General features: G+C 45.7%; 11 protein-coding genes and 1 tRNA gene. 1 reads left to right on the forward strand and 11 read right to left on the reverse strand.

Features of this window, described 5'->3' with window-relative positions; translation table 11 throughout:
• Window positions 1-48: 48 nt before the first annotated feature.
• From QXJ75_06465 to glgB, 7 genes are all read right to left on the reverse strand, one after another.
• Entirely contained in the window at window positions 49-882 is an 834-nt protein-coding gene (locus QXJ75_06465; protein ID MEM3737704.1) for an amidohydrolase family protein, read from the reverse strand.
• Window positions 879-2,189: a phenylacetate--CoA ligase gene (locus QXJ75_06470; GenBank protein ID MEM3737705.1), complete on the reverse strand. Its 1,311-nt coding sequence runs from the start codon at window positions 2,187-2,189 to the stop codon at window positions 879-881. The genes QXJ75_06465 and QXJ75_06470 overlap by 4 nt, the downstream gene beginning before the upstream one ends.
• A 28-nt stretch (window positions 2,190-2,217) precedes the next feature.
• Window positions 2,218-2,409, reverse strand: a complete 192-nt coding sequence (locus QXJ75_06475) for a hypothetical protein (protein ID MEM3737706.1) — start codon at window positions 2,407-2,409, stop codon at window positions 2,218-2,220.
• A 13-nt stretch (window positions 2,410-2,422) separates the two neighbouring features.
• Window positions 2,423-3,721: a phenylacetate--CoA ligase gene (locus QXJ75_06480; GenBank protein ID MEM3737707.1), complete on the reverse strand. Its 1,299-nt coding sequence runs from the start codon at window positions 3,719-3,721 to the stop codon at window positions 2,423-2,425.
• A 139-nt stretch (window positions 3,722-3,860) separates the two neighbouring features.
• Window positions 3,861-4,040: a hypothetical protein gene (locus tag QXJ75_06485; protein MEM3737708.1), complete on the reverse strand. Its 180-nt coding sequence runs from the start codon at window positions 4,038-4,040 to the stop codon at window positions 3,861-3,863.
• Window positions 4,041-4,220: 180 nt separating this feature from the next.
• Window positions 4,221-5,237, reverse strand: a complete 1,017-nt coding sequence (amrS, locus tag QXJ75_06490; GenBank protein MEM3737709.1) for an AmmeMemoRadiSam system radical SAM enzyme — start codon at window positions 5,235-5,237, stop codon at window positions 4,221-4,223.
• Window positions 5,238-5,369: 132 nt separating this feature from the next.
• A complete protein-coding gene (glgB, locus tag QXJ75_06495; GenBank protein MEM3737710.1) occupies window positions 5,370-7,622 on the reverse strand; it encodes a 1,4-alpha-glucan branching protein GlgB in 2,253 nt (750 codons plus the stop codon).
• Window positions 7,623-7,890: 268 nt separating this feature from the next.
• On the opposite strand from glgB, the gene QXJ75_06500 reads away from it, so the two are divergent.
• Complete coding sequence (locus QXJ75_06500; GenBank protein ID MEM3737711.1) at window positions 7,891-8,286, forward strand: hypothetical protein; 396 nt, start codon at window positions 7,891-7,893, stop codon at window positions 8,284-8,286.
• Between the two features lie 229 nt (window positions 8,287-8,515).
• On the opposite strand, the gene QXJ75_06505 is transcribed toward QXJ75_06500, so the two are convergent.
• The 4 genes from QXJ75_06505 to QXJ75_06520 all read right to left on the reverse strand — a co-directional run.
• Complete coding sequence (locus QXJ75_06505) at window positions 8,516-9,982, reverse strand: DGQHR domain-containing protein (protein MEM3737712.1); 1,467 nt, start codon at window positions 9,980-9,982, stop codon at window positions 8,516-8,518.
• A 222-nt stretch (window positions 9,983-10,204) separates the two neighbouring features.
• Window positions 10,205-10,279 (reverse strand) — tRNA-Arg (locus QXJ75_06510).
• Window positions 10,280-10,460: 181 nt separating this feature from the next.
• Entirely contained in the window at window positions 10,461-11,297 is an 837-nt protein-coding gene (gene cas1, locus QXJ75_06515) for a CRISPR-associated endonuclease Cas1 (GenBank protein ID MEM3737713.1), read from the reverse strand.
• A 115-nt stretch (window positions 11,298-11,412) separates the two neighbouring features.
• The coding region (locus QXJ75_06520; GenBank protein MEM3737714.1) for a RidA family protein at window positions 11,413-12,615 on the reverse strand (1,203 nt) is incomplete at its 5' end.

The following is a 12,615-nucleotide window of genomic DNA, read 5'->3' on the forward strand; positions in this document are numbered from 1 at the left end:
ACTAGCAGCCAAGTCATTAGATAGCGAAGTTGAGAGAATTTCATCCAGTTAGTTAATAACCATCTTGGGAGACGCTTGAATTTTCAGAACCTTAGAGCTAGTTCTATACATAATTTTTTCTTTATCTTCATCAGGCATGTCAAGATTTAGTATGGCTTCCATCGCTTTCTCATATTCAAACCATGGAAAATCGCTCCCAAACAAGACTCGATCCCTGCCAAGGATGTCTATAAGCTCGAGAAGCTCCTTTGAACCAAGCTCAATACACGCGGCTGATGTGTCGAAGTATGCCTTTTTATAGTTTGAGAGATCCCTCACATGCTCCCACATGCGGTAGCCCCCCATGTGCGCGAGTATTAAGGTAAGCCTTGGGAACGATCCCAAAACTTGAACAAATCTTTTAGGATGAGTGTACAAGACCTCAACAGGACCACGCTCTTCCCCTGCATGAAATAGTAGAGGCAGATCCAGCTTCTCGGCTTTCTCGTAGATCTTGAAGAGCTTCCGGTCGTCGGGGTAAAATCTCTGAGCAGTAGGCTGGAACTTTACTCCCCTTAAGCCTAACCGGCATATTCTCTCCATCTCCGACTCTGGGTCAGGCATATCTGGGTGGACTGTCCCGAAACAGTACAGTTTCGGGGCGTAATTTCTCGTTACCTCCGCCCCCCAGTCGTTAAGGCGGTGGACATTCTTTGGAGAGTTTGCAAAGATCTGAATTACCGCCGAATCAACACGGGCTTTTGAGATTGTACCGAGCAAACCTTCGAGGGTGCAGGGGTATAGGTTAGGGATGCCGTAGCGGTCTACTATCGCCTTAGTGATTCTCTCCGCAAGCTCGTCTGGGAATGCGTGCGTGTGGAGGTCAATTATCGTGGTCTTCACCGCCTTCTTAAATCCAGTACACGTTGCGCTTTTCCCTCAACTCTTGGGATGGAGCGAGGCTCTACAAGTTCAATCTGGATATTCACTCCGAGGGTGCTCTCCAGATCTCTCTGTAACTTTTCCCTCAGAGCACGCAATGTCTCCTCTTGAACGATTTTCTCCGCAGTCTCGATGCTCAGCTTAACCCGATCCATATGTTTCTCCTCGGTAATGATGAGCTGATAGTTATTACCAACCCCTTCCTCGTTCATCAACACATGCTCAATCTGGCTTGGGAATATATTTACACCGCGAACCTTGACCATGTCATCTGTCCTCCCCCTGATCCATGAAATTTTTGGGTGACTTCTACCGCATTCGCAGGTCTCTATGTCCAGTATGGCTGCGATATCCCTCGTTCTATACCTAAGTAGAGGCATGGCCTCTCTTGTCAAGGTGGTTAAGACAATTTCCCCTTTCTCCTCAGGCTCAACCCTCTCACAGGTCGCAGGATCTATCACCTCAACTATAAACTGATCAGCCCAGATATGGAGCCCTTCCTGCATAACGCATTCAAAGGCTACACCCGGCCCGAAAGCTTCAGATAGCCCGTAGGAGTTGAAAACACTACACTCAAACAGGTCTTCTATCTTCTTCCTGACAGCCTCGGACCAAGCTTCGGCACCGCAACTTATCGTTTTGACACTTAGGTCATTGGCAACATCTACACCCTGCTCTTGTGCCACCTCAGCAAGGTAGAGGGCGTATGAGGGTATGCTAGTGAAGGCGGTGACGCCAAAGTCTTTCATGAGTTTGACCTGCCTCCTAGTATTCCCTGTAGCTGAAGGCACAACGGTTGCCCCTATCTTCTCAGCGCCATAATGGAAGCCAAGCCCCCCTGTGAACAGGCCGTAGCCTAGGATAACCTGGAAGATGTCGCCCTTTCCAACTCCCGTCATCGTTAGACATCTAGCGATGCAGTCCGACCAGTTTTCCAGGTCTCGTCGAGTATAGAGCACGACAGTTGGGTTTCCAGTAGTACCTGAGGATGTGTGAATCCTCACGACATCTTCCAAAGGGGTAGCTAAGAGCCCGAAAGGATAGTTGTCACGGAGGTCGTCTTTGGTTGTGAGTGGAAGCTTCGTTAAATCTGCCACGGACTTGATAGACTCATAATCTATTCTGTCCCTCTTAAATCTCCGTCTATAGAAGACGCTATTCTCGTATGCATGTTTCACGATAGATCTCAATCTTCTGTCTTGCAGCCTCTCTAACTCTTTCCAGCTCATTTTTTCAATTTTTGGCTGCCAGAACCTGTTGAGTTTCATCTTTCAACTTAACCGTTCTTTCATCTGGCTAAGGCTTTATCCTCTCGGAAGCGAGACTTTCTTGCAGTGTCTCCAAGTGGCTTATCATGTGAAGAAATATGCGGTTATGCGAGGTGAAGCAACCCTTCGCGGAGAGCTTCAATCCCTTCTTAAGGATTCTTTCCAAGTCTTTCAGCAGTTCAGCCATTCTCTCTTTTTCACTATATGGGGGTTTCCTCATCTCTCAACACCTCTTAACAGGCAGTTGGCTCCTTTAAGACAACCCGCTTTGACTTACCCTCATACCTTGGAAGCGTTCCAGGGCTGACAATCTCAACCGTAGGTCGAACGAATATGATGTTTGCAAGCTCCCGCTCAACTTTTTCTTTCAGATCTGAAGACGACTTCTCATTGCTTGGATAAGGTGAGACTTCCACTTTAATTATCATGTCGTGGAGCGATTTTGTCCTATCCACGATGATCTGATATTCCTTTATCTCGGGGAATTTAAATAGGGCCTCCTGGACTGCGGAGGGAAAGACCTTAACACCCTTAAAGTGAATCACGTCGTCAGTTCTCCCACGGATTCTTTTACATCTTGGAAAAGCTTTCCTGCCACACTCGCACGGCTCGTCGTCTAAGATTGTTAAGTCGCCAATACGGTATCTGATTAAAGGCATCCCTTCCCTCGTCAGATGGGTGAAGACCATCTCCCCCTCCTCACCGGGCTCAACGGGCTCTAATGTTTTAGGGTCGATGATCTCCAGGTACCAGTGATCCGCCCAAAAGTGGAAGCCGTTCTCGTATATGCATTCTTGCCCCACCCCAGGCCCTGTCATCTCTGTGGAGCCGTAAACGTCTCTTGCACCCCCTCCACGTTTTTTGAGAGCGAACTCTTCCTCCAATCTTTTACGCATAAGTTCCGTCCACATCTCCGCGCCAGGTATCGTCACCCTCAGCGCCAAGTCCTTCTCTGGGTCGAGCCCCATCTCTTTCACCTTCTCTGCAATATAATATTGATATGAAGGCGTTCCAGTCATAACTGTGGCGTGGTAATCTCTCATCGTCTTGATGAGCGCCTCAGTCCGCCCTACGCTCCAAGGGATTACTGAAGCTCCGACCAGGTGTGCGCTTTGATGAAATCCTATTCCGCCCGTGAAGAGCCCATAGCCGTAGATGTTCATTACAATGTCGCCAGGTCGAACTCCCGCGGCTGTGTAGCTCCGCGCCATCACGTTCATCCATACTTCGTAGTCTTTATAGGTGTATGGGGCGATCGTTGGCGTTCCAGTGGTTCCTGATGTCATGTGCCAACAGATGATCTGTTCACGGGGCACACAGAGGAACGCCCCCCCGTATGGATACGCATTCAGCCTCAAATCCTCCTTAGTTGTGAAGGGGAACCTTACTATATCATCTAGACTTCTGAGGTCGTCAGGCTTAACTTTCATTGCGTCAAATTTCCGCTTGTAGAAGGGGCTATTCTCGTAGACGTAGCGGAGCATACGTTTAAGACGTTTGAACTGTAAGGCTTGAAGTTCACTCTTAGACATTAACTCGATGTAAGGTTCCCAGTATCTTACTTCCTCCAACTCTACTTACCCTCCCCAACTCTGTATTTCCAAATTCTTGTTCTCTACTAGAACTCGATAAGTATAGGGGTTAAAGCTCGGTGGTACAGTTATCTGAAGCTTAGTACGCCATGGGGCCCGTTATCTCCTCCGCAATTATGCGGATTACGCCGTTCAATTCGTCTGTCCTGATTTTCACAGCTCTATCGTGTTGCGTTATGAGGACGTCGGCCTCTTCCACCCATAGGATTTTTCTAATTTTATCTGTGCAGACATTTTGCACGTACACTTTGTACCCCACCTTGTCCTGACTAGTTCTAACTATCTCGAATATCACAGGCTTTGATCTTTTAAGTAAGATATGATATAACTCTATACCTTATATTAGTCTTCCATCTTGAAGTATTGCGTAGATAGAAGATGCCGTGTGGGATTAGCATAATTACGGCTAGCTTCAAATAATTGCGCAGATTCTAAATGATCAAATTCCCACGCCATCTATCTTAGCGGCGCAGTAGGGACACCTTGACTCTTTAATTTTATTCTCTATGATCTGGTAGCCATGGCGGCGAATTAGTATACACCCACAACTATAGCAGTAGGTGTTCTCCCCCTCCTCCCCAGGGACGTTCCCCTCATACACATATCTCAGCCCTGCCTCCAGTCCGATCCTCCTAGCCTCACGTAAGACCATAATTGGGGTCGGATGGAGGTACGCCAACTTGTAGGCTGGATAGAACTGTGTAATATGCCAGGGAATCTCCACACCTACAGATTTTATGAATTCGGCGATGCCCCTGAAGTTTTCCTCAGTATCGTTCAGCGTCGGGATTACCAGAGTCGCCACCTCAACCCAGACCCCCAGAGTCTTATAGAGCTTTATGGCTTCCAAGACTGGATTCAGGTGACCGCCACAATTCTTGAGATAGAACTCTTCAGAGAAACCTTTCAAGTCTATATTAGCGGCATCCAGGTAGCCAGCAATAGCTCTCAACGCCTCAGGCGTAATATAGCCGTTCGTAACGAAGATGTTGCATATGCCATCCTCACGTGCAAGTTTCGCGGTATCGTACGCGTACTCGAAGAATATGGTCGGCTCAGTATAGGTGTAAGCTATTGACCTGCAACCGTACCGTTTTGCCGCAGCAACGATCTCTCTGGGCGATACATCCTCCCCTACTATCCGCTTATCACGCTCTTTCGGCATCTGAGAGATTTCGTAGTTCTGGCAGTTCCCACACCGGAAGTTGCATCCCACAGTCGCGATCGAGTATGCTTCTGAGCCTGGATAGAAGTGGAAGAGAGGCTTTTTCTCTACCGGGTCAACTGCCATCGACACAGCTTTACCATATACTAAACTATAGAGAGCCCCACCTATGTTCTCTCTAACCCCACAGATGCCTCTCCTATTCTCGGCGATCTTGCAACGGTGAGGGCATAGGTAACATTGAACACTCCTTCCCTCAGATCTCTCATAGAACATAGCCTCCTTTAACATATCCTTCCTACCCCAAACTTTATAAAAAATAATAATTGGCTAAAAAATCGCGGAGGAACCTCATAAACATCTCTACTCCACACAAATGTAAACTGAGAAGATATACTTTATCAGGCAGACTAGCTCCAATGGCTACGGTTTAGACTTCCAGCGATTCTCTAACTTGAACACCAGAATACCGAGGGGTGGCAGTGTGAGATTCAGCGAGAAGGGCCTTCCATGCCAAGGGATGTTCTCTGAGTGTAAGCCCCCCAGATTTCCCACACCACTACCGCCATATTCCTTCGCGTCACTGTTAAGTAGCTCAGCCCAGTATCCCATTTTTGGGACACCTATCCTGTAGTTGCATCGCGGCACTGGCGTCATGTTGCACACCACAGCCAGGAGGTCGCCATGCTTTGACCTTCTCAGGTAGGATATCACACTTTGAGACGTATCATTACAGTCTATCCACTCGAAGCCTGAGGGGTGATGATCCAATTCATGAAGAGCTTTTTCTTCACGGTAGATTTTGTTTAGATCACTCACGTAAAGCCGTAGTTTAGCGTGGGGAGGCCTCGAAAGTAAGTCCCAGTCGAGTTCTCTCTCAAACCACCATTCATTCCATTGACCGAACTCGCCACCCATGAAGAGGAGCTTTTTACCTGGATGTGTGAACATGTAACCGAGCAAAAGCCTAAGGTTGGCGAATTTCTGCCACTCATCCCCCGGCATCTTACTCAGCAATGCCCTTTTGCCGTAAACTACCTCATCATGTGAGAGGACTAGGATAAAGTTCTCGCTGAAAGCATAGATCAAACTAAAAGTTATGATGTTGTGATGGTAGCTTCTGAATATAGGGTCTTTCGAGAAATATGTAAGGGCATCATGCATCCAACCCATGTTCCACTTAAAGTCGAACCCAAGCCCCGAAGAGTACGTTGGCTTAGTAACGCCAAGCCACGTGGTTGACTCTTCAGCGATCATAAGTGCGTATGGGTGCATCTTGTGGACAACCTCGTTCAGCTCCTTCAGGAATTCTATTGCCTCCAAATTTTCCCTGCCGCCATACTTGTTAGGCAGCCATTCACCGTTCCGCCTGGAGTAGTCCAAGTATAGCATAGAAGCTACCGCGTCTATTCTGAGACCGTCTACATGGTACTTATCCAACCAGAAGAGAGCACTGGAGATTAGAAAGTTCTTAACCTCATTCCTGCCGTAATTAAATATCAGCGTCCCCCAGTCTGGATGCTCCCCACGCCGTGGGTCAGAGTGCTCGTATAGGTGGGTGCCATCATACATTGCTAAGGCGAAGTCGTCCTTGGGGAAGTGCGCTGGAACCCAGTCCAATATGACACCTATCCCCTCTTGGTGGCACTTATCGACGAAGTACATGAAGTCTTTTGGTGACCCATATCTGGATGTTGGTGAGAAGTAGTATGAGATCTGATACCCCCATGATCTATCGAGAGGATGCTCCATCACTGGCAGAAGCTCTATGTGTGTGAATCCCATCTCCTTAACATAAGGTACAAGCTGGTCTGCTATTTCTCTATAATTTAGAAAATTCGCCCCCTCTCCCCTGCTCTTCCTCCGCCAAGAGCCAAGGTGGACTTCATATATTGAGAGTGGTTCTTCGAGCCAGTTCTTTGAAGCCCTACTTAATAGCCAACCATCGTCCCCCCACCTATAATCCTCCAACTCGGTAACTAGTGAGGCTGTTCTAGGCCTTCCTTCCGCTCTGAAAGCGTAGGGGTCCCCTTTCAATCTCACACGAACGTCGAACCTAGACTTTACTGCGTATTTGTAGGGTTCCCCTTCCCTCAACCTTGGGATGAATAACTCCCAGACACCTGAGACACCGAGTGCTTTCATAGGGTGAACTCCGACGGCCCAATGGTTGAAATCCCCCACGACACTTACGCTTTGTGCATTCGGCGCCCAAACCGCGAACCTCACCCCCTCCACACCGCCTCTGTTGACTATGTGAGCCCCTAATTTCTCGTAGCTCTTGTAATGTTTACCCTCCCCAAGAAGCCAAAGGTCATAACTTGTTATCTCAGGCTCAAACCTGTAAGGGTCTTCTCGCATCTCAATGTAACCTGATAAATCTATAAATTCTATCACGTAGTTTTCTGTGATATAATTTGCTGGTAGCTGAGCTTCATAGAAGCCGGATGGGTGGATGGGCGTCATCTCTAGGCGTTTTTTAGTACTCTCGTCCCCGGTGTTTACCCAAGCCTTGGCTGCCCTTGGAAGATAAGCCCTGACAGAGACTACCTCCTCACCCTCGGACCGAAATTTATGTGGGCCTAGGATGACATGCGGATTTGACTCTTCGAAGTTAATTATGCGCAGTATCTCTTCATCTCTGACGGTTGGCCGCCCCATGATTAGCCCTGACATTTTCCGCCTAGAAACCTACCAACGGTAACTGCAACCAATAGTATCACAACTCCCTTAATAACCGATATCCTCGCGATTCATCGACTTCAAAGTTCTGGGAGAATTGAGAATTAAAACTTTGGCAACGAGAGCCACATTATACCCGGTTTTTAACGCTTAAACTGCTCGTATCATTCAACTTTATCTGCTACGTCAACAATCGGTTATAGAGTGAAGGAGTGAAGATGTGTGAGTGTGGCCAAGCTAAGCGAGAGGTGTTTTAGCAACTTTGAGAGAACGTACGTCGAGGCCTAAGAGCCTAACCATTGGGGCTATAATCTTTTTTGTTATTGGGACTACTGAGCTCCTGGGCGGGGGGCTTCTGTTAACGTCGCCTATTGAGACTAATCGAGGGGTTGGCGCTCTAACGTTGCTGTTGGGGTTTGCTGATTTTGCTGGGGGGTATGGACTGTGGAGGAGGGAGGTGTTTCTGGGGTTGGTTCTATGCGTGCTCGGGATCTTTGCGGAGGGTGCGGAGATGCTGTTTATGCCATTGCTGATAGGAGCAGGCTTCATAGCCATCGGTTACATCCTCTCCGTCCTAGCCGGATACGTCATCATATTGGTTATAATAGGAGTAAATTGGAGAGCCTTATTGAAGGTGTATGACGACCAACCAGTCTAGGCATCACCCCCCACAACAAGCACACCCACATTAGAACGCTGCGAGAGTCTAAGTTCGGATTATGACTTAACGGGCCCGGTTGGATTTTAATCCTATATATCACGGTTTAAATTTTTTCTGGATCCTCCCCAGAATTGCGCGTTCTAGCACGTCGATATTGTTACGGTACCTTTTTCAGTCATGCCGTCAGAAGCCTCAAAGAAGGATGTCAATCAATCGCAGATTTTGCTCATTCGCAGAAAGGGCAAAAATCTCTGTTAGGGTGATTCTCGTTTTCCCTAACGCTCGGTTTGACAAGATGCCACAGGGTACCCTCTAATTGTTTCATCTCTTGGTCATCTTCGCATGATTCAACATGGTATAAATTATACTTCTTACTATGACCTCTTAACCTATTTTCTACGCTCCTGCTTTGACCTACGTAAACAGATATCTTACCGTTGTTCATTAAGTTAACAAGAACATAGCAAGCTTTTTTGAATTTACCTCGATCATCTTTCAGGTAGTCGGCAGACTTTAGGACTATTGGAGATAGCATATCATAGCCCTTATCCACGAGCCACCTTAAGTTGTGCTTCATTCCTCTTATCTTATCATATTCTTTATGATTTCTGTAATCAAGGCTGGGATTGATGGTTGTAAGAAATTCTGTGGCCACTTCACGAAAGGCCGCCTGGTTGCTTCCTCTATTTGCTAGCTCACCCCTCCTTCTAGACCACTTTTTTAACGGATAAATCTTTACAATTGGGGTCAACAAGTCTTCGAAACTTGAATTGGAAACATTCTTAAGAGTCATCACGCTTGGAAATAGTGTATTAAAAACCCCGGCGCCGAAAGGGGCGACTAAAAGAAAATCTTCTTGATAGTCGTCCTCAAATGCCTTATTCCATAGCTTTCTGATTGTGTTCCAGTACTCTTTTAGATGTGCTACTTTTTTGTCAATTGGCACTCGAGATATCGGATTTTCTTCGCTTGACAAATACCTGAAGCTATCCACAAAGCTACCTTCCTTAATAGGCTTCCACTCATCAGATAGATCGTTGGGCACCTTAACTTTCTTGTACCATGGGTTTTCAGGGTCGTTTTCAAGTTTTATAGCTATCTTTAACGCTTCTAGCTTCCACCTCTGCCACGGAATTACATCCTTGATTTCGCTTGCGAGTTTTTCAACTCGAGCTTCTTCGGCATAAAAAAGTACTCTGAGCTGTAGGGATGGATCCACTCTCTTTTGAGTACCGTTTATTACTAAGAATTGCGCCGCCTCTTGATATTCATCTAAACCGTAAACTAACGTCACGGGAGCTTCATACTTCGAGTTCTTGAGATCTTTTATTCCCCATACTCTATGTTGACCGTCTACAACATATAATGTCGCGTCATCACCTATGATTAGCTTCCCATCTTTAAATTTGAGCGGTTCCGAGGCTGTATTTCTTACATTTAATACTATAGATGTTGGCATGACAGGCAGGACGATACTGTGGCAACTTTCCAGAAAATTGAGTATCCGCCTCATCCTATTCGGGTTTAGGGATCTTTGATAGCCCTGTTGGATGTTGATATCAGGATTGTAAGTATCAGGAATGAGCTGTTTGTTCTCTATTAGATCTTTAATTTGCTCTACGCTTAACTTAGTCAGGTATACTCTTATGTCCTTAGTCTGCGTCAATTCGATAGCTGGAAGTACAAGACGCATGTGTAAATGTCTTCTTGCTAGTATATTTATTGTTTAGGTTGATTCAGAATTAGTAGTTTTTTTAAATCAGTGTAAAAATCGGCTTCTATTTCCTAACTTCCTACAAGCAGTTTTTATCGCATTATACTTCTCATCGATAGGTAAGCTTTCCATGCTCTCGAAGGGCATATATATTCTTACAAAAAATGAATGCCCAACATAAAAGTTTAACCCGCGATATAGCGGGCCCGGTGGGATTCGAACCCACGACCCCCGGCTTAGAGGGCCGATGCGCTATCCTGACTGCGCCACGGGCCCAAACTAGAATAGACCTCTCAGGTTTAAACCATACGCCTAGACTTAAATTTTAACTCCTTCCTTCCCACCCACATTCTCTCTCCTTCCTACTCTCTCTATCTAACTCTCTCTAACTAACTCTCTCTCAACACAAAAAACAAACAAATAAAAAACACACACAAACCCTAGGAATTCTAGCATTCTAACATTCTAGGCAGCTAGGTAACCTGGGCATCCAGGTCTCTCGCTCGCCCCTCAGATACTTCGCTAGTAGCAATGCTTCTTCGTTGATTAGGGTCTCAACGGTCTGCGATTCACCAAACTTAATTCTCGACAGTTCAATTTTGGATTCAAAGAACCCGTTCAACTTCTCCATTAGATCGTGGGTTTGTGAATCGTTCAAGTAGACCCTCTTTCCTCTCTTGTTTCTCGTCAAATCTTCGGTTTTCACCATGAAGTCTTTCAGCTTTAGATTTCGACAATATCGGATCAAGAAATCATCAATAAGGCAACGATATAGCTCTTGAAAATCGCAAACTAAACTAGGCTTCCCAAACTGAACCGAATGGAGAAAGCCCAGATAAGGCTCTAGCTTGGCTCTGATTAAGGCTCTGTGAACCTTCCACGACAAGACCTCATAAGCCAAATTGAAGGCGTTGTTTATGCCGTCATAAGCTTTGAACTTCTTACGGGCGTCAGGCCTCAACTTCTCTGAGAACAGACCAAATATTTGTTTGAAGTAAAGCTCACTAAACTTTCCCTCAATCGAAGTAAGCCTTCTTTTTGCCATTTCTAGGCTTGCCGTACCGATATTTTCAACCATAACCTGAGCTTTATCTCCTAGCGGTTGCATATTATATTTCGCCAGTATTCCGTTTTGTCCCTTAATCTTGGAGAGGACAATCTGTTTAGCAATATAGACGCCTTTACCGTTATTGACCGCTTCATATTGGCAGAGCCTAGTTTTAACGTGAGAATCGTCATCTAGACTCTTGAGCATGGCTACTGGTCTCCCTCTCTGAGTAGTTATAATGCTCAACACTCCCATTCTTATCTCTAATCGTGAAACAGCCTAGCTATTACGCCTAAAACTAATGGTGTTAGATATAATTCTTATAATTTCGCCGTAATATGGAAAAAATAAAAAAATGCTGTTATGCTTTTGGAGGTGTTCCTTCAGCGTTTGATACAACTGCATCGATTTGGACTAAAGCATCGTTAGGTAAAGCTGATACGCCAATTGTTCTTCGTGCAGGAACGCCGCTTGGGAAGAATTTTGTGTAAACTTCGTCTACAGTACCAATATCAGCGATATTTTTAAGGAAGATATTTACCTTAACCACATCTTCCATAACGTGGCCGACACTTTCTATAATTGCCTTGATGTTCTTTAAGCACTGTTCAGCCTGCTCTTTTACACCGCCAGGTACCAATCTACCAGTTTTTGGGTCAATAGGCAGTTGAGCTGAAATATGATTGTAATGAGAGAAAGCTACACTTTGCGTAGATAGAGGACTTATTGGCGCGTTTTCCGTATTGTTTGCTTCTATAATGATCCCATGCCTGTCTTCAACAGCTTGGGGGGGTGTACCATCTCCATGTGACACCACTGCTTCAATTTGTACCAATGCATTCATAGGTAAAGCTGAAGCTGCAACTATTGTCCGTGCGGGGAAATAGGCTACGGCCCTAGCGATAGCCGAGTCTGGGAAAAATGTTTTATAAACTTCGTTTACGGCTTCAATATCTGAGAGGTTTTTGAGGAAGATAGTAATTTTAACAATATCGTCAAAAGGAACGTCGATGCTTTCTAAAATTGCCTTGATATTCTTTAAGCACTGTCTAGCCTGCTCTTTTACACCGCCAGGTACCAATCTACCAGTTTTTGGGTCAATAGGCAGTTGAGCTGAAAGGTTGTTGTAGTGAGAGAAAGCCACAGTTTGCGAATATAGAGGACTTATTGGCGCATTTGCCGTGTTGTTTGTAAGCTTTATGAGGTCGCCTGCTTGTGGTGCGTTTGGAATTGTACCTTCACCGTTTGAAACAAGTGCTTCAATTTGTACCAACGCATCCATAGGTAAAGCTGCAACTGCAACTGTTGTCCGTGCAGGAACATAGGTTGGGAAGAATGCTTTATAAACTTCGTCGACAGCGTCAATATCTTTGATGTTCTTAACGAATATAGTGATTCTAACAACATCGCTCATGGCATGGCCGATGCTTTCTATAATTGCCTTGATGTTTTTAAAGCACTGTTCAGCCTGCTCTTTTACACCGCCAGGTACCAATCTACCAGTTTTTGGGTCAATAGGCAGTTGAGCTGAAAGGTTGTTGTAGTGAGAGAAAGCCACAGTTTG

The organism is Candidatus Bathyarchaeia archaeon (genome assembly GCA_038883335.1).
Lineage (GTDB): Archaea > Thermoproteota > Bathyarchaeia > Hecatellales > Hecatellaceae > JAVZMI01.

Excerpts from the sequence above, each read along its gene's own strand:
- QXJ75_06470 (MEM3737705.1), bottom strand. The coding sequence starts at position 2,189 with ATGAAACTCAACAGGTTCTGGCAGCCAAAAATTGAAAAAATGAGCTGG.
- QXJ75_06475 (MEM3737706.1), bottom strand. The coding sequence starts at position 2,409 with ATGAGGAAACCCCCATATAGTGAAAAAGAGAGAATGGCTGAACTGCTG.
- QXJ75_06480 (MEM3737707.1), bottom strand. The coding sequence starts at position 3,721 with ATGTCTAAGAGTGAACTTCAAGCCTTACAGTTCAAACGTCTTAAACGT.
- amrS (MEM3737709.1), bottom strand. The coding sequence starts at position 5,237 with ATGTTAAAGGAGGCTATGTTCTATGAGAGATCTGAGGGAAGGAGTGTT.
- glgB (MEM3737710.1), bottom strand. The coding sequence starts at position 7,622 with ATGTCAGGGCTAATCATGGGGCGGCCAACCGTCAGAGATGAAGAGATA.
- QXJ75_06505 (MEM3737712.1), bottom strand. The coding sequence starts at position 9,982 with ATGCGTCTTGTACTTCCAGCTATCGAATTGACGCAGACTAAGGACATA.